The sequence below is a fragment of the Pedobacter sp. UYP1 genome (genome assembly GCF_040547305.1).
Lineage (GTDB): Bacteria > Bacteroidota > Bacteroidia > Sphingobacteriales > Sphingobacteriaceae > Pedobacter.
In genome coordinates, this window is the sequence record NZ_JBEPPL010000008.1 from 184,320 (window position 1) to 202,416 (window position 18,097).

The 18,097-nt window shown below is 39.8% G+C and carries 11 protein-coding genes; 3 read left to right on the top strand and 8 right to left on the bottom strand.

Annotation, left to right across the window (positions count from 1 at the left end; genetic code table 11):
- Positions 1–11 precede the first annotated feature (11 nt).
- The 4 genes from ABIB30_RS16975 to ABIB30_RS16990 form a co-directional block, all read right to left on the bottom strand.
- A complete protein-coding gene (locus tag ABIB30_RS16975) occupies positions 12–1,853 on the bottom strand; it encodes a glycoside hydrolase family 2 protein (protein WP_354304032.1) in 1,842 nt (613 codons plus the stop codon).
- A 74-nt stretch (positions 1,854–1,927) separates the two neighbouring features.
- Positions 1,928–2,623: a DUF3823 domain-containing protein gene (locus ABIB30_RS16980; RefSeq protein ID WP_354304034.1), complete on the bottom strand. Its 696-nt coding sequence runs from the start codon at positions 2,621–2,623 to the stop codon at positions 1,928–1,930.
- A 24-nt stretch (positions 2,624–2,647) separates the two neighbouring features.
- The gene (locus ABIB30_RS16985; protein WP_354304035.1) at positions 2,648–4,549 is read right to left on the bottom strand and encodes a RagB/SusD family nutrient uptake outer membrane protein; all 1,902 of its coding nucleotides are present in this window, start codon (positions 4,547–4,549) and stop codon (positions 2,648–2,650) included.
- A 4-nt stretch (positions 4,550–4,553) separates the two neighbouring features.
- Positions 4,554–7,733, bottom strand: coding sequence for a SusC/RagA family TonB-linked outer membrane protein (locus ABIB30_RS16990; RefSeq protein ID WP_354304037.1), 3,180 nt, complete (start codon positions 7,731–7,733; stop codon positions 4,554–4,556).
- 245 nt (positions 7,734–7,978) lie between these two features.
- Here ABIB30_RS16990 and ABIB30_RS16995 point away from each other — a divergent pair, with 245 nt between their 5' ends.
- Both ABIB30_RS16995 and ABIB30_RS17000 read left to right on the top strand, forming a co-directional pair.
- Positions 7,979–11,122, top strand: a complete 3,144-nt coding sequence (locus tag ABIB30_RS16995; RefSeq protein WP_354304039.1) for a ligand-binding sensor domain-containing protein — start codon at positions 7,979–7,981, stop codon at positions 11,120–11,122.
- A complete protein-coding gene (locus ABIB30_RS17000) occupies positions 11,107–11,934 on the top strand; it encodes a response regulator transcription factor (RefSeq protein ID WP_354304041.1) in 828 nt (275 codons plus the stop codon). The genes ABIB30_RS16995 and ABIB30_RS17000 overlap by 16 nt, the downstream gene beginning before the upstream one ends.
- An 80-nt stretch (positions 11,935–12,014) precedes the next feature.
- Here ABIB30_RS17000 and ABIB30_RS17005 read toward each other — a convergent pair whose 3' ends face one another.
- On the bottom strand, positions 12,015–14,042 hold the full coding sequence (locus ABIB30_RS17005) for a hypothetical protein (protein WP_354304043.1): 2,028 nt from the start codon (positions 14,040–14,042) through the stop codon (positions 12,015–12,017).
- Between the two features lie 385 nt (positions 14,043–14,427).
- On the opposite strand from ABIB30_RS17005, the gene ABIB30_RS17010 reads away from it, so the two are divergent.
- The gene (locus ABIB30_RS17010) at positions 14,428–14,796 is read left to right on the top strand and encodes a DUF6266 family protein (protein ID WP_354304044.1); all 369 of its coding nucleotides are present in this window, start codon (positions 14,428–14,430) and stop codon (positions 14,794–14,796) included.
- Positions 14,797–15,058: 262 nt separating this feature from the next.
- Here ABIB30_RS17010 and ABIB30_RS17015 read toward each other — a convergent pair whose 3' ends face one another.
- The 3 genes from ABIB30_RS17015 to ABIB30_RS17025 all read right to left on the bottom strand — a co-directional run bounded on the left by ABIB30_RS17015 (position 15,059) and on the right by ABIB30_RS17025 (position 17,708).
- Positions 15,059–15,265, bottom strand: coding sequence for a hypothetical protein (locus ABIB30_RS17015; protein ID WP_354304045.1), 207 nt, complete (start codon positions 15,263–15,265; stop codon positions 15,059–15,061).
- Positions 15,266–15,362: 97 nt separating this feature from the next.
- Entirely contained in the window at positions 15,363–16,028 is a 666-nt protein-coding gene (locus ABIB30_RS17020; protein WP_354304047.1) for a response regulator, read from the bottom strand.
- A gap of 12 nt (positions 16,029–16,040) precedes the next feature.
- A complete protein-coding gene (locus tag ABIB30_RS17025) occupies positions 16,041–17,708 on the bottom strand; it encodes a tetratricopeptide repeat-containing sensor histidine kinase (protein WP_354304048.1) in 1,668 nt (555 codons plus the stop codon).
- Positions 17,709–18,097 lie beyond the last annotated feature (389 nt).

Sequence of the window (18,097 nt, forward strand, 5' to 3'; positions counted from 1 at the left end):
TATGGCTATTATTAAGGAGCTGGTATTAAATAAAGTTTATCGTTAACGCGTTTCAGATCTTCTACAGGCATTTTAATTACCTTTCTATCGTAGGTCATAAAGCCATTGATCTCGCCTTCTACATCTGTAGTCTGCGTATAAACTGCAGCCGACAGTCCTAGTGGTATTAATTCTTCTATCCTTTTGGTAAAAGCTGCATATTTGGCAAACAGCTCACCAGGAGTTTTGAAAGACTGATAACCCCAGTTATTTTTTTGCTGCCAGGTATGTCCATCCACCGGTAAACCAAGCCCACCAAACTCACCCAAAACAAGGAGATGGCTTTTGCCAAACAAATCTGGTCTTGGCATAGCCGGATGCGGGTAATTATGCAGATCGACCATATGTCCGGTGATATAAAAATTACCCCCGCTTGCACTGTTCACTAAACGGGAAGGATCTTTTTTCATCGTCCATTCTGTAATCTCAACAGTTTTAAATTGTCCCCAGGCTTCATTAAACGGTACCCAAACTACGATGGATGGGAAATTATGTAAACTGTTCATAATCGCATCCCATTCTTTGCGATAATATCCTTCAGATTCAGCTGTCCTGTTTTTGTCTGTAGCACGATCCAATACTCCAGGATTGTTTTCCCATCCATTGCCCAGATCGCCACTCGGCATATCCTGCCACAACAACATTCCAACTCTGTCGCAATAGTTGTAATATCTTGCCGGCTCCACTTTAATATGCTTGCGAATCATGTTGAACCCCATTTTTTTGAGTTCATCAATATCGTATACCATAGCCTCTTCTGTAGGTGCTGTATATAAACCATCTGGCCACCAACCCTGATCGAGCGGGCCATATTGAAATACAAATTTGTTGTTCAGCAGCATCCGCTGAATACCTTTAGCATCCGGGCCCATAGAAATTTTACGCATAGCGAAATAACTTTTTATTTCATCTACAGGCTTCCCATTCCGCAGCAGCGTGATTTTCAGATCATACAAGAACGGATGTTCCGGAGACCATAACTTTTCATTTTCAACCGAAATATCAGCCATCGCATCCACAGCCACTTGTTTTTCAGCAATGACAGTACTACCATCCAATATACTGATTTTCAACTGGTCACCTGGTTGATTATTTTGAACTGCAGCACTAACCGAAATACGGTGCGCATCGATATCCGGTGTCTGTTTAGTCGATAGAATATAAGATTTCGGGACAGCTTCCAGCCAAACCGTTTGCCAGATACCCGTTACCGGAGTATACCAGATACTTTCAGGCTTTCTCACCTGTTTTCCTCTTGGCTGAGGCCCTTCATCGGTTGGATCCCAGACCCTTACTTTAATTTCCTGCTTATTCCCTTTTTTAAGCAAGGAAGTAATGTTCAACGAAAAAGGATCAAAACCTCCTTCGTGTTTACCTGCGCTTTTGCCGTTAATAAAAATCTCTGCCTGCCAGTCTACTGCTCCAAAATGCAACAGTACGTCTTTATTGTTCGCTGATGCAGGTAGCACGATGGTATTTTTATACCACAATACACTGTCTTTACCCACCGTTTTACCAACTCCGGATAAAGCAGACTCCACAGCAAATGGCACCAGGGTATTACCCTGATATTTAGTGGGTTCTTGCTGGTCTTTTGGTATAATCGCATATTCCCAAAGCCCGTTCAGGTTTTTCCAGTTATTATTACGCACAAGCTGCGGTCTCGGATATTCCGGCAAAGGGGCAGTCGGGTTTACCTTCTCCGCCCATGGAGAAACAATTTTGTCTTTAATTAAAGCCCATTTTGCCTGCTGTGCATTGGCAGAATAGCCTAATAGTAAGAGCATTGTTCCCGTTAGAATTTTCTTCATCATCTTATTAATTTATGGTTACAATTAGTATTTCGTATTAAAAACTGGTATTCGTGGTTACAACTCATATTTTGTGGTTACCGCTGGATTTTTTGAAGAGGTGAAAAGACCATATCTTCTAATCCTTCTATTTTCACCCCTATACGAGCGAAAACATAATTCTGAACCGGAACAATAGCCGGGACAGTAACTTTAAGGGTTAAAGCAGTTGGATCGGTTATAGTGCCTCCTGATAGCTCTGAACTGGCAATATTGTCTGAGCCGGAAACAAACTGAGTTTTATTCACATATAAATTAACGCGCTCAATTTTTTTAGCACCGTTACCTGTAATAATCTGGTCTACACGGAATGTGGCAGTCAGGTCTGTTCCGGAAATTTTATAAACAGCGTTCCTGATCAAGTAATAAGGAATCGCTTGCAAGTCCAGCGTCTGATTTCCGTTTACCGTCACTGCCAAAGTATCATTGACCCCGGCTGCATTTTGATGCCATTTAAAAGGCCCTTGTCCGTTAGGGATAATCAGCTTATAATTACCATCAGAAAAAAGCACTGAATAACTTCCGTCCTGAGCAAAACTCGCCGTCATCGCCCCCTTTTTCCCAAAACCCGTTTGATAAAATTCTAGCGGTACGCGGTCATATTCCAATCCGATTTCTTCATTGTTATACAAGATTCTTCCTTTTAAGGTAGTGGAGAGCTCCTTATAATTATCCTTTTTACAGGAGAAAACCGGAAGGAAAAATAACAGGATATATATAGGTTTTAACTTCATAATTGTACGATTTAAAAGCCAGGCTTACTGGTTTGGTTGTTTAACAATTTTTGGATTCGCAGATAAAACATCATCGCCAATAGTCGAATAATAATTCCCCATCTGGAACAGATTTGCGCCAGTAACTGCCGTAGGCAATACTTCTTTAAATAACCATTTCCCATGATTTGGATTTCCAGGATTGTAGTATTTATATGGCCAAAGTCCATAAGGCTGGGTATTTTTCTTGGTAGACGATCCGATATCACTCACCAACTGATTCACAGACATTTTACTTCCGTCCCAAACAATATGTGCTAAGCGCCATCTTTTCATATCAAATAAAGTGTGGCCTTCAAAGACCAGCTCTACCCGGCGTTCATGAACAATCTGATCAAATGTGACCCCCTGTATAGCCCTGGTTAAACCGGCTCTGGCGCGAACCTGGTTGATGTATCCATCAGCAACGCCACCCATTCCCAACTCGAAAGCAGCTTCGGCAGCGTTCAATAAAACCTCGGCATAACGGTAACGGATAAAAGCGACGTCACTCTGTCTGCCTCTTCTTCCGGAACCCACCTGCGGATCTAAATATTTACGGATATAAAAACCTGTTTGTGACCTGAACTCCTGTCCGTTAACAGGACCGTCTTTTCCTACTACCTGAACAGCAACATCAGTTCCGGGTAATTTAACCAGATGACTGGCATCATCACTTGTTAAAATACTACCGTCGGCCAACTGATAACCAGCCCAGACGTCAACATTCTTACCTTTGAAAGCCCCATTAGGCAGTAAGATAGTTCCTGCAAGCCTGGCATCTCTGCCTGCAAAAGCATCAAGTTGATTGGTGTAATATACCGGATTGCCTTGTCCGTCCTTTGTAGCAATAGGTGCATAAGTATTGTCCAGTTTTTCAAATGCCTGAACCAGATTTAAAGAAGGATTCAGACGCCCGGCATCCAGCCCTTCATCAGAAATAGAAAATGGCTGATTGTTAGTTGTAAATCCATGAACCTTTGCAGAGTTTACTTTAAAATCTTCAATAAAAATAGATTCCTGGTTGACACTGCTTTTATCCAGGAACACTGCTGCAAAGTTCTCCGAAAGATCGGGTAAAACCTTATACAGCTGATAACCACCAGCCTGCCCATTGATGATCTCTTGTGCAGCTGCAAAAGCTTTTTGATAATAACCGCCGGCCAAACCAGCAGGTATTCCCACTTCTGCACCCGGTAAAGTAACTTGCGGAGTTTTAAAACCATATTTAGCAATAGAACCCGCATATAAGGCAGCACGTGCTTCCATTGCCAGCGCAGCTCCCTTAGATGCTCTTGATTTCTGGTTCACATCTTTTGGTAATATATTTTTTATCGCTTCAGCCTCGCTGATCACAAAATCATAGACTTCCGACTCTTTTGATCTTGGAACCTGTAAATTGGTTACATTACCCGAATAATCATATTGCATTGGCTCTGTGATTAAGGGTAATCCACCCATACGTTTTGCCATTTCAAAATAGAAATTGGCTCTGAGAAAACGGGCTTCTGCAATGAACCTGGCTTTATCTGTTTCGGTAAGCTTAGTCGCCGCAGTGGCCCGCTTGATAAAAAGATTCATGTCCCGGATATATCCATAATCCCAGATTCCCCATTCTCCATACCCCCAACCTGTGCGCTGAACGATATTATAACTTCCATTTTCTGAAGGAAAAGCTTCACTAAAATCAACAAATGATCGCCAGCCATCTCCGTCCAAACTTGAAAAATCCAATTGCCTGTTATACAAATCGCCTAAAACAGAGAGTGCTAAAGCCGGATCTGAGAAGGCAACTTCTTCGGGAATAATCTGTTTAGGAGGTACATCTAAAAATGCACTGTCTTTTTTACAAGCCCCTATAAATAAAAGGGTAGTAAAGGTGAGTACTGTATATATCTTCTTCATCATGTTATTAAAAAGTTAAATTAAGACCTACGTTAACCACCTTACTCTGTGGGAATTGAAGACCATTGTCATCTGCAACTTCAGGGTCAACATTATACTGGCTCATATTATCAAAAGAGAATAGGTTGTAACCATTTATATAGAATCTTGCCCGCTTAATCTTGATTTTAGCCAGCATTGCAGCTGGTAAAGAATAGCCAAATTCTATCGTTCTTGCACGTAAATATTTGACACTATGCAGCCAAAAGGTAGAATTATAGTTATTGCTATGTCCGCCATCATTATAGCGGTTTGCAGGATATTTACCTGCGATCCATTCACTGTTCAAATCAAATGGATCAGCCCTGTGCCACCTGTCCTCAAAAATCGTATTCAGGTTACCATTGTTCTGAAAGGCCCATCTGGTTTCATAATTCTGGTACCAGGTATAACCCGCTCCTCCAGAAAAGTCTGCGTGAAAATCAAAAGATTTATAACTTGCGCCAAAGCTTAAACCGAAATTAATATTAGGTTGCTTGCCATAACCGAAGCCAATTGGCCGGTTGTCGTACCCGTCAATTTTACCGTCGCCATTCTGATCCTGATAGATCAAATCACCAGGTAAGAGAGTTCTATTTCCTTTACCATCAATATTTACCGGGTAATTGTTGATTTGCTCCTGAGAAGTAAACTGACCAATAGCGACATAGCCCCAATCTATATTGGTATATCTGTTTTCGGACGAGTTGCGGTACTGATCCCAGGAATTAAAGAATAATGGGTTATATGATTGCAGGTTTTTAGATCGGGTATAAGAGAAATTACCTCCGATATTAAAGTTAACCTGTCCAACTTTACTGCTATAATTTAAAGAGATCTCCTGACCATATTGTGCATCACTGTTCACATTTTCATCTGGCAGTCTGTAGCCCAGTTCAACAGGAACAATAATATCATTTCTTCCTCCCAGTAATCCGGTACGTTTTCTGTAGAAATAATCAATTGTACCCGTCAGCTTATTGTTGAACATACTGAAATCTGCTCCTACATCAAAAGTCCTGCTCTTTAGCCATGATATCCGGTTTAATGGAATTCCTTTATCTCTGGAAACAATCACCGGGTTCCCATCCAGAATCACTGTTCCCTGATTATAGTTATAACCTGGAAGATAAGCATATGGAGATACAATAGGCTGATTCGGATCATTTGGATTCCGGTCATCTCCAAGTATACCGTAAGAAGCACGGAATTTCAGATCACCCAGGATATTTTTATCTCCGAGGATATTTTTCATGAATCCTTCCTCTGTAATTCTCCATCCCGCAGAAACACCAGGAAAATAACCTACGCGTTTATCAGGTGCAAATAAATAAGAAGCATCCCTTCTTGCAGAAGCTTCCAGGTAATACTTACTGTTGTAACTATAATTTAACCTGGCAATATACCCTATACGTGCTTCGCTATCATCAACATCATCATACCTGTCGGCAGTTGGAAAATAGATTAAAGGAAGGTTATTAGAAATTGGTGAAGAGTGTATATAATTCCGCTGATGCCTCAGGTTAATTCTTTCCGCAACCAATGTAGCACCCACAGTATGTTTACCAAAAGTGTTGTTATAATTTAACTGACTCTGAAAAGTGGTCGCAAATTCCTTTTTCTGTTCACGTTCCCGGTATGGATTATTACTACCGCCAGTAACGTCATAAGTACCAGTAGCGGGACGGTAGGTGTAAGTATTATAAGTATACTCATGATTGTTGAGCACATAATCTGCCAGATAATAAGAATATACGGCTTTAGCAACCAATCCTTTTACACCCGGTATCTGGTATTCAGCATTGAAGTTGGTTTGTAAAACACGCCAGTCGTTCCGGTATATCCCGGAAAGTTTTTTATTTAAAAAGGCGTAATTGGTTTCTGTATGCCCGATATCATTCAGATAATCTGGATTGTCATTGGCATATGGACGCTCCAAAGGAGTATTCCGCAACACTGCCAAACGTGCCAGTAAATAATCATCTGTACCTGGAACACCAGGATTTTCGCGGCTTTCAATCCTTCCATTAATGTTTACCCCTACTTTAAGGCCATTGGCTACAGTTGCCGTAATGTTAGATTGGATGTTAGTCCGTTTAAATTCATACTCTTTTCCCAATACAGAATTCTGATACAGATTTGTCGCGGAAACATAATAACTCATTTTATCCGTTCCGCCGGTAAAGTTCACATTCACCGAATTCTGAGGAGCATTGTTATTACTCTTCAGGATATAATCCCGCCAGTCAAAACTCCTGTAAGCCGGATCGGTCCCGAGTTTGTATTTCTCCAGTTCTGCCGGTGTAATACTAGTGCTCCCATTTTTGTTTATCTCTGCATCTGCTTTATAGCGCATATAGTCATAAGAGTTACGTACCACATCAGGGAATCTTGACCAGTTCTGGACACCCAGGTAAGCGTCTACATTAATCCGGCTTTCACCAGTTGTGCCTTTTTTAGTGGTCACTACCACGACCCCATTCGCTGCACGCACACCATAAATAGCAGCAGAAGCATCTTTCAGTACCGAAATACTTTCAATATCGTTGGGTGCAATGTTGTTAAACTGCCCCTCATCCTGCTGAATTCCATCAATAACATAAAGCGGGCGGCCCATGTTACGGATTTGTATGCTAGCACTTGCTCCCGGCCGGCCGTCTGTCATCCGGAAAGTAACACCAGGAATCTTTCCTGCCAGCGCCGTACTTACTGTCGATCCTCCATGTACCCGCTCTATATCCTTGCTGGTTACAGAAGAAATAGCTCCGGTAATCGATTCTCTTTTTTGCGAACCGTATCCGGTAACCACAATTTCCTGCAGGTCATTGTCGTAATCTTTTAGTTTTACAGTTAGCTCCGTTTGCCCGTTTAAAGGAACTTCCTGCGTGGTGTATCCGATGTAAGCGAATACTAAGACGGCATTTTTATCCGGAACGGTAATTTTAAATTTCCCGTTTGCATCAGACATTCCACCGCTTTTTGTGTTTTTAATTTTTACTGTGACACCGATCAGTGTCTGTCCTTTGTCGTCCGTTACGGTTCCGCTGACAGTGCTCGTTTGCGCGGTAGTGGTTAGGGACAAAAGAAGGAAAATGCAAAAGGTAAAAGCTTTAAGCATATACTGCTTTAAGCGCACACTTCTGCAATAAGCATGTAGACTTTTTTCCATAAAGATTTATATTTGGTTAGGTATACCCGGACAATCAGCTCGTTCTATCCGGGTATAATCAAATATTAGTTTTTTAGCTTTTGGTTGTTGCACGCGTTTGTATCAATAATTCTTCAATTTGTCTCTATTTTTTATTCGGGACAGTTGTAGCAGCTTTAGTTATAAAATCGATTCAGCTTTATAATTATTGATATATTTGAAAGAACGATACGACCAAATTGAGAATTCTAACCTTATTTTTTTTATTGCTGTCTGCCACAGTATTGCAGGCACAGCCTTACTACTTTAAACATTATCAGGTAGAGCATGCGCTCTCCAATAATAGTGTCTTTTGCAGTACTCAGGATCGTAGTGGCTTTATGTGGATGGGGACAAAAGACGGGCTGAACAGATTTGACGGTTATTCTTTCAAAACCTATCGTCATGACCCTGCAAATCAGAAAAGTCTGGGCAATGACAAGGTTCATTCCCTGGTCAGTGATAAGCCAGCCAGTTTATGGGTAGGCACAGATCAGGGCTTATATCATTACAACGCAGTCAACGAATCTTTTACACTGGTCGAAGAAACAAAAAACATAGGCATAGCCGTACTCACGCTCGATCATGAAGGTAATTTATGGATACTCTCGTCTGGAAAAGTTTACACCTATAATCCGGTTCAGAAAAAGTTTTCTCTGGTATTGCAGGATAAGTCATTTACGCCCACTTATATTTATTGCCGTCCAAATGGTGAAATTCTCGTAAGCAGCCCCGATGGCTATATTGGCAAATACGACAAGGCATCCCGGACTTTTAAAATCCAGTATTTAACGGATAAAAAAAAGCCTGTAGCTATCGGCTGGATCTCTTCAATCGAAGAAACCAATGATCAGCAGCTCATTATTGGAACCACAAACCAGGGGATCAAATTATTCAATCTTAAAACAAATGTTCTGACCGATCTGATCGTAATGAACAAGGACAAAACTCACATTTTTGTCCGGGCTATAAAAAAATCGAATGATCAGGAGTATTGGATCGGCACAGAATCCGGGCTGTATATTTATAACCACCAAAGCGGGAAGCTGGTTCACTTGCAAAAACAAAACAGTAACCCCTATTCCCTATCCGACAACGCCATTTATTCTCTTTGCCTGGATACAGAAGGTGGCATGTGGGCCGGAACTTATTTTGGCGGGATGAATTATTATGCTGCTCAATCTTCCATTTTCACTAAATACTTCCCTGCGCAACAGGAAAATTCTATCAGCGGAAATGATATCAGGGAAATATGTAAAGATCAGAATGGTAATTTATGGATTGGAACCGAAGATGCAGGGTTGAATAAATTAACCCCCGGAAGTGGCAAATTCAGCTCTTATTTTCCAGATGGGAGTAAACAGACCATCGCTCATTATAACATTCATGGTCTGCTTGCTGATGGCGACAAACTTTGGATCGGCACTTTTGAACATGGGCTGGATGTGATGAACATCAATACAGGTTTGATCACTAAACATTACCATATGCGTAAGGGAAGTTTACTCCGGTCAGATTTCATTTTAAGTTTGTATAAAACCAGGGCTGGTGATCTTCTTATTGCAACTACAGCAGGCATTTATACTTATAACCATAAAAAAGATGACTTTGATCCTGTTCCTGGTTTGCCCTTTCTGTTCTTTAACAATATCAGAGAAGATGCGGACGGAACAATATGGGTAGGGACTTTCAATGACGGACTGTTCAGCTTCAGGCTCGGTAACAGCAATTACAAGAATTACAGGAATACGGGTAAGGATGGGCATAGTTTACCTAACAATACTGTGAACTGTATTTTTCAGGATAGCAAAAAGAGGCTTTGGGTAACAACAGATGGTGGTGGCTTATCACTTTTCGACAAAAAAACAGGTAGTTTTAAATCCTATACTGTAAAAAATGGAATGCCCAGTAATTTCCTTTTTAATATCCTGGAAGATGATCAGTATAAATTATGGATCAGCAGCACCCGCGGATTGGTGAGTTTTGACCCGCTTAAAAAGACTGTTAAGGTTTATACAAAAACGGATGGTTTACTCACCGATCAGTTCAACTATAGCTCTTCTTATAAAGATACTGATGGCAGGATGTATTTCGGAAGTGTAAAAGGCTTGATCAGCTTCCTCCCAAATCAACTGAATACCAATGCCAAAACGGCCCCTCTGTTTTTAACAGATTTTAAGATAGACAATACAGAGTTACAGCCGAAAAAGGAAGATTCGGTACTCCAGCAATCAATCTCCTATACGGATCAGATTATATTGAGCAACAGTCAATCATCTTTTAATATTGATTTTGCTGCATTAAGCTATTTTTCTCCGGAAAAAACTGAATATGCTTATAAAATAAGCGGACTATATAACAACTGGCAATACCTAAAGACTAACCGGAAAATATACTTCACAAAACTTGCTCCGGGAGAATATGTCTTTGAAGCTAAAGCAATGATCCAGGGCAGTAAAGAATGGAGCAAAAACAACATCAAGCTATTTATTGTTGTACTGCCACCATTTTGGAAAAGTCCGGTTGCCTGGTTCATCTACGCACTGCTTTTCATTGGTTTAACAGCCTTGCTCATCAGGCAATACCATCAAAGGGTTCAGCGTAAAAACAACAGGCGTATGGAAATCTTTGAACATAAAAAAGAAAAGGAAATTTATCAGGCAAAAATTGAATTCTTTACGAACGTTGCCCACGAGATAAGAACACCGCTTACCCTGATTAAAGGACCTATGGAAAAAATGATCAAAGCCGCGGGAGAAGTTCCAGCCATGGAGAAAAATCTGAAGATTATGGACCGCAACACTGACCGTTTGCTGAACCTGACGAATCAACTCCTGGATTTCAGAAAAACGGAGGTTCATGGTTTCTCTTTAAACTTCGTTAAAGCAAATATCTCTGAAATCCTTCATGATGTGAATTTACAGTTCCTGCTGGCTGCCGAACAAAAAGAACTTATTTACCAAACCTTTTTACCCACAGAACCGCTGTATGCTTATATCGATCTGGAGGCCTTCTATAAAATAATGAGTAATTTGGTGGATAATGCCATTAAATACGGAAAACAGATTGTAAAAGTGACGCTTACCGTAAATGAACAGGAAGATCAGTTTATTGTCGCTATTCTGAATGATGGAAATAAAATTACACCGGAGCTGAAACATAAGATTTTCGAGCCTTTTTTCCGGACAAAAGAAGCCGAAATGAAACAGGGAACGGGCATCGGCTTGTCTATTGCAAAATCACTTGCTGAGCTACACAAAGGTGCTCTTAAACTGGAAGATAGCCATAGTGATTATAACATACTCGTGGCCACCTTCCCTATTCATCAAATGATAGAGTTTAACTTAAAAGGAAAATGGAAAAAGATTTAAACTTCGTACCAAATATAGCAACTAATATGCAGGAGAAGCCGGTTATTCTTGTTGTAGATGATCATGAAGAAATTCTTGATTTTATTGCGGATGACCTGAGCGAAAAGTTCAAAATCCTGATGGCATCGAATGGACTTGAAGGTCTTGCAATTTTAGAGAAAGAGATTGTCCATCTGGTTATCAGTGATGTGATGATGCCGAAGATGGATGGTTTTGAATTTTGCAGAAGAATCAAATCAGGCATAGAATTCAGCCATATTCCGGTTATCTTGCTGACAGCTAAAAATAGCTTGCAGTCCAAGATTGAAGGATTGGAACTCGGCGCAGATGTTTATATTGAAAAACCATTTTCTCCGGAATTTTTACAGGTACAGGCTGCAAGTTTAATCGCCAACCGCAATAAAATTAAAGCTTATTTTTCAAGCTCTCCGCTGCTTCATATCAAAAGCCTCGCCTACTCTAAGGCAGATGAATTATTCTTAAAAAAAATACAGATAATTATAGATCAGGCGATCAGTAACCCTCAATTAGACGTGGATCTTTTGACGGACCACATGAATATGAGCAGGCCAACGCTATACCGGAAAATAAAATCAATTTCCAATCTTTCCCCGAATGAATTGATTAACCTGGCAAGGCTAAAAAGAGCTGCAGAATTGCTGAATGAAGGAATCCTTAAAATTTACGAGATCGCAGAAGTGGTTGGTTATAGTTCTCAAACTCATTTTGGCCGGGTTTTCGCCAAACAGTTTGGCATGTCACCAACCGATTATGCAGCCAGTATGCATGCAAATCAGAAAAAAAAGGTTTAAGTGATTTAAAATCCATGCAAAAAGGATAACCTTTTTGCATGGGACCTGCTGTTTGATCAAATTTACAGAGATGAACTCAATTATAATTTATTAGATAAATGAGGTGTCGCCGGCAGACTGGTTGAAAGACCTTTTGATTCACGAATAAGCTGAAAAATATGATCCGGACGCACCACCACGTAATCTGCGTTAAGGGAATTGGCGACATTCTTAAAACTTGTTGGCCTCGCATTATTCCAGGGTTGCGCTTGTATAATCACAAAGCGTGGTGAATTATGATCCCATCCTGCAGCAGCAGAAGCAATATGATCTTTCATATTCTGTTCATCGCTGCAATAGTTACAGGAAAGTGCCATCCCAGGAAGGTTGTTATTGTAAATGGTTAATCCCCCACCTGTATTCTGGCCAGTTAATCCAAGTAAAGTTGGTGCATGGCTGGCAAAAGTTTGCCCAACATTCTGACTGATTCCACCAGTAATTGTATTCCAGATTGTAATGACCCGCAAACCAGCACGTTTGTTATAATCTTCAGTTTTAGCAACAAATTGTTCCAGTGCAGTTTGATTTGTCCAGCTGTTGGGATAGGTATAACCATAACCCGATGGGCCGGAAATCAGGTTATCATTATCAGTAGCGGTTTGCCAGAAGTAATTAAGTGCTCCGGGCATGGCATCCAGCATTGCGGGTGACAACGTCCATCCTATGGGAACTGAACCACGATCAGGGTTAGACCAAAGCTTACGCATCAAATGTTCAACGTATTGTAAATTATCCCCATCACTTAAAATGAAAGCCACATAAATCTTATTTTGTAATGCGGGTTTAGGCGGCATCGATTTAATATTTACTGTTCTGGATGTGCCACTATGTACGGTTAAATTAGTACACCAGTCACTCGCAATTGTTGTCAATCCATATTTTGATGCTCTTTCTACACCCGCAGCTTCTTCTGGCCACCATCCCATGAAGTTTGAACCAGCTGGCATGGAAGATAAAAAGCTGTTTAGCAATTCACTTTCACCAGCAATAGCAGGATCGAGCCAAACTACCGCGGCTCCCAGTGCCGTTGCATATTCTCTTAAGGCAGCTTTATGCGCTTCAGGATTTAATCCGATTAATAACCGGTGATCAATAGCCGGCCAATAGGTATTATATAAAGTTTGGTACACTTGCAACTTACTGCTGAACTGTCCGCGCATATCGACCAGAATAGGCAGGTTATAGGGTGCGGAGGTTAAGCGCGATAACAGTAATGGAGAGACGATCAGGGCTTTTTTACCTTTTGCAAGCATCGTTGCCAAATTAACGGTATGTATTTGTGCCGGATCGTAAACGATTAAACCGGATATTTCACTGCGGTACTTAGTAATCAGATCCCATTTATCTGCAGGCTCAGACCAGCCCAAGCCTAAAGATTGCAACCAGGTGTAGGGTCCTTCTGCAAATGCATCACCTTCATAAGAGAAAATACGGGGCTTTGTTTTATTAATAATCCCTTTTAAGGATGCAAAAAGGTACATTTCTGCGGTGGAACTATTTTGATCTACACTCACCCAGTCAACTTTGAGATAACTGGTTCCCCGCCAGAATACACGCAATTCAATGGATTGGTTATCTGCCGGCATAGTAAAGGGCAACCTAAAACTGGTATAATCTCCAGCTATAGCAAACTGCTGACGGGTAATTGTTTGTGTGGTCAGCATCTGCCCCGTGGTGGCATTGACGACTTCAAGATCTACTATTGGATCGTTGTTAACAGTATTGTTGTCAATTTTCATCCGAAACTCAGCTACATTAGGCCCTGCCGGAATGGTTTTATCATAAGGTCCGTAAACCATATGAAGATTTGGAAGGTCAATCCCGGTCTGGCAGAGCCAGCCATCGGTTTCTGGTCTTCCGGTTTTGTGACTGATTGCTGAACCTTCAGCTTCCCAACGGGAGGATGTTTCGCGAAGGGTAATTAAATCCTGAGTTTGTGCTGGAGATGCAAATGAAGGAAGGAGTTGATTAGCCGGCCAGGTGATCTGAGCCATTGCATGCAACGTGTAAAACTGTAATAAGAGCAGAAGCTTTACTACGTTTTTAATTGAATTAAACGTTTTAGTCATAGGTAAGAGCAATTTATAAAGGTTTAAATATTTGGTTTTATACAGGAAGTTATCATATTTATTACGTTCGTCCAAAATGTTTAAGAAATAAGATGGCGAAAATGAGGTTTTCAATAACGAAAATGAGGGGTTGACCCTACCTGTAAAACAATAGATTATGAGGCGAAAAAGAGCTAAAAAAACTATTCATAAGACACTGACAATCAATACATTTATACTACCTTATTCAGACGTCATTCGGAGACCCTTCACAGGGCCTTCAAATCTCACTCAGTCTCCATCGAACAACAACTAAACTAAAGGTGTATTATTTTTTAAATAAATATTAATTATTATACTATTACGTGATATTTACGTATATTATCGAAACTATGCAAACAAGATTATGACAATTTTACAGGAAGGCTCTTTATTAGCAGGTATCAGAGGAAGAATGTTAGTGGCAGACGGAGAGCTTTTTAAGCCAGAAAACGTAAAAGTTGCTGTAACCGAAAATGCGTTTAATTTCACCTGGGATGAGGATATTACAGCCACAGGTAATCCAACTGACCGGGCTATTATCCTTTTATATAACAAAAAATTCGGGCATGTACATGCCAATTACAGCGGTGCAAGAAGAGATGAACTCAGCCATACTTTTCCCATGAAACCTGGTTATATCAAGAATAACACCTATGAAGTATTCATCGCTTTTAAAGACATCATGAGTGATGAAGTCTCCAAAAGCGTGTATTGCGGGAGGTTTACAAATTAAAAACCTTTGATTATTTTTCCCATTTACATAAAGTTTTGCCCTCTTTTACAGCTTTATCCAGGCTAATTTTCAAGAGCTTATACTGGCAATTTTTTAACCCGCGGCAATCTTGTTTATAGTGGTATTTTTTTGAAGTACCACTGCTACATACATATACTGTATTTGGTTGTGAGAAGTTCGTCTGGGTAAAGAAAATGATTAAGAGTAAGAGTGTTTTCATTCATTTAGATTTTATGTGAAAGATTCAATTATATCAGATAATTTATGTGGTGTGACATAAATTCGAACAGGTCTTACAGCCGTTTGTAGTAGTATATATATTTTTTGCTTTAGTTACTGCCCCAATACAAGAAGAGAATTCGCCCAGGTAGGTTCTGCTATCGACTTTCGGCAGATATATACAGTCTTCGGCGTGAACTTCATGATCGCCGTTACCCTGGGCATTTTTGTTTACATGGTACTTTTTCATAATCCAATTTTTAGTGAGTAGACATGACAAAAGTATCCAGCGCGAAAGTCTTTATATTACGGATAACCGTAAAGTGTTTATTTTTGATCCTGAGCTATCAGATAATCTTTTTATCCTTGCAATAAGCAACCAGCTGTTCATTACTGGAAATATTCAATGTGGTTTTGATCGCATTTAATCGTTTTTCAACGCTGCTTAAGCCAGATGGTTTAATATTATTTTCCTGCAAATAACCTGGGATATTTTTTTGCGGCATTCCGCTGCAGAGTAACTTGATAATCCCAATATCAAAAGCTTTAAAATCATAAGAATTCTCTATTCTTTTATTGCGCATTAAACTGGCAGAACGGTATTTTTTATTACTGGAAACTGCATCTATCGCTTTCCTGAGGTCTTCTGCATCATGGCGGGCTTTACGTACGTAAGCGTCAATGCCATGGTCATCAAACAATTCATCAACCATGTTGATATTATTTTCAAGGGAGAAAACGATTATTTTCAAACTCGGTTGTAATTGTCTTACTGCTTTAATAAGCTCCCTGCCTCCGGCAATTTGCTGTATGTTTTTGTCTTCTTCAAAGGAAAGATCAGTGATCAATAAATCAAAAGGCTGCTCCTGACGCATTGCAGCCTGCAGGAGTGCGAGCGCATCATCACAATAATATCTAAACTCTTTCTGGATTGTACCGAGATCTTCAAGGGTTTTGCGCACTGAAATATTAACGTGTTCGTGGTCTTCTGCTATAAGTACTTTTTTGAACATTATTCTTAAGTTTTACGAAAAAGGGAATGAGAGCTGAATTTCAAGTTCTTTCTCTTGTGTATTAACAAATGTAATAGTGCCGCGGATACTTTTTATACGGTTTTCCGTATTCGTTAAACCGTTTTTCTGAATAGCATCTTTCATCCCGATTCCATCGTCCGAATACGAAATATTGATATCCATTTCGTTCCTGTTAAATTTCAAGACCACAGTTTCCGCCTGGCTATGCTTTTTCATATTGGTCATCAGTTCTTGCATGATACAAAAAATCTCATCCTTTGCTTCCTGACCTACACCTTCCCATAACTCTTCTTCGTTCCCGATAATAAAAATTTGCCTGGTTTCGCCCGAATAGGATTTTAGCATTTCCGAAAGCTCCTGGTCATAGTTTTTTCCCGTATTCAATTCCTTACTATCGTAAGAAATGTCTCTTGAAATATTATAAAGGATTTCCAGTTTGTCCAGCAAAGTATCCCTGTCAACTTCCAGGATGTTTTCTACTTCTGACATCAACTGATACACTTTATTCGCTACCCGGTCGTGAATTTTCTTTACATACTTGATCTCTGTATTTTTGACTTCTATTACTTTTTCCTGCTCCAGTCCTTTTTTTCTCTTTCTATACCACCAATATCCAGTTAATAAGAATAAAACGAGAATGCCAAGGGCGAAGTTCTTTCGTAGAATATTATTCTGTTTCTGGATATTTTCAGACTGAGCTCTTAGAAAATCTGCCTTAATTTTCTCGGTTTCGTAGCGAATAAGCGCAAATTGATTTTTAGAAATGTTACGTGCAGTTTGCAAGCTGTCATCCAAGCTTTGATAGGCTGCAAAATATTGTTGAGTTGCTTTGGGCGGACTTAACCTGATCAATCTTCTAAGCGCAGCTAGTCTGTCATCAGCGATATTTAACTGGGTAGCTACCTGGTACATTTTACGCGCATAAAAGAAAGCAGAGTCTTTTGTTTTTTTAGCATAAAAATCAGAAAGGTGTAAAAAACTGGAATTCAGACCTAAGAGATCTTTTTCACTTTCTCGAATATGTAATGCTTTTAAGTAATCAGGTAAGGCATTATAGCTGGGGTTTTGCTCCCATTTAGCAGCAGAAAGATTAGTCAGTGCCATGGCATATGCTTTCTTATTTTTGGTGACACCTTTTAAGACGCGATTATATATTTCAAAAGCGGCTTTGTAATCACCAATTCTCTGATAACTTGTAGCCTTATTGTTCAGATAAAGACGGATATCCGAAGAATCTTTTGCGAACTTAATTGCATCGTCATAAAATTCCAATGCGGCTTTGAAATTGAAAAGTTTAGAGGTTACAATCCCAAGATTATTATAATTGGAATTAATGTAAGCGTATTGATCTTTCTTTTTCTCATCAAAATAAGAGATAGCACTCAAGGAAAGCTCTTGTGCTCCGTAATAGTCTCCCTTACCTTCTGACAAAATCCCCATGTTGGTTAAACACTTTCCTGCACTCATTGAATCTTTTTGTTGCAAGAACAAGTCTTTAGCTTTAATGAAGTAAAAAAAAGCACTGTCAGGCATGTTTTTTTCCCGGAATTCAAAAGCCCGATCATAAAACAAATTGTCTGCTTTCTTTTTCTTCCCTGCATGATTCGTACAGGAGTAAAGAAACATAATGGAAATGGAGAGTGAATAGAGATATTTCAAGAGCTTATTTTTATCCAAAATAAAGAAAAAATTTAGCGCTTTTATCAAAAAAATATTATTATATATATTAACGAAAAAGAATTGATCAATTAATAACAAGAGCCATTAGGTTTACATAAAAAAGGCAGGGTGAAATGCGAGCGTCCCCACCCTGTTTCTGGGGACGCCGCATTTCTGCCCTACCGGATTGTTATGATTTTAATTAGTCTTATTTTGGTGGAGGATTCTGACCTGTATCACCTCCTGTAATTGGCTCCGTTTCGCCCTGTGTGATCGTAGTATCACCTTGTGTATGATAAGTTGTGTTTGTATTTGATGGGCATACCAATCCCAGGAACATAGTTATTAAAAAATGAAAAAACATGACTCAAAAATTTAGAATATGATTA

Bases quoted from the DNA above. Each gene is read 5' to 3' on its own strand.
- ABIB30_RS16985 (WP_354304035.1), bottom strand. From the start codon at position 4,549: ATGATGAAGAAGATATATACAGTACTCACCTTTACTACCCTTTTATTT.
- ABIB30_RS17020 (WP_354304047.1), bottom strand. From the start codon at position 16,028: ATGTTCAAAAAAGTACTTATAGCAGAAGACCACGAACACGTTAATATT.
- ABIB30_RS17005 (WP_354304043.1), bottom strand. From the start codon at position 14,042: ATGACTAAAACGTTTAATTCAATTAAAAACGTAGTAAAGCTTCTGCTC.
- ABIB30_RS17000 (WP_354304041.1), top strand. From the start codon at position 11,107: ATGGAAAAAGATTTAAACTTCGTACCAAATATAGCAACTAATATGCAG.
- ABIB30_RS16980 (WP_354304034.1), bottom strand. From the start codon at position 2,623: ATGAAGTTAAAACCTATATATATCCTGTTATTTTTCCTTCCGGTTTTC.
- ABIB30_RS17015 (WP_354304045.1), bottom strand. From the start codon at position 15,265: ATGAAAAAGTACCATGTAAACAAAAATGCCCAGGGTAACGGCGATCAT.
- ABIB30_RS17010 (WP_354304044.1), top strand. From the start codon at position 14,428: ATGACAATTTTACAGGAAGGCTCTTTATTAGCAGGTATCAGAGGAAGA.
- ABIB30_RS16975 (WP_354304032.1), bottom strand. From the start codon at position 1,853: ATGATGAAGAAAATTCTAACGGGAACAATGCTCTTACTATTAGGCTAT.
- ABIB30_RS16990 (WP_354304037.1), bottom strand. From the start codon at position 7,733: ATGGAAAAAAGTCTACATGCTTATTGCAGAAGTGTGCGCTTAAAGCAG.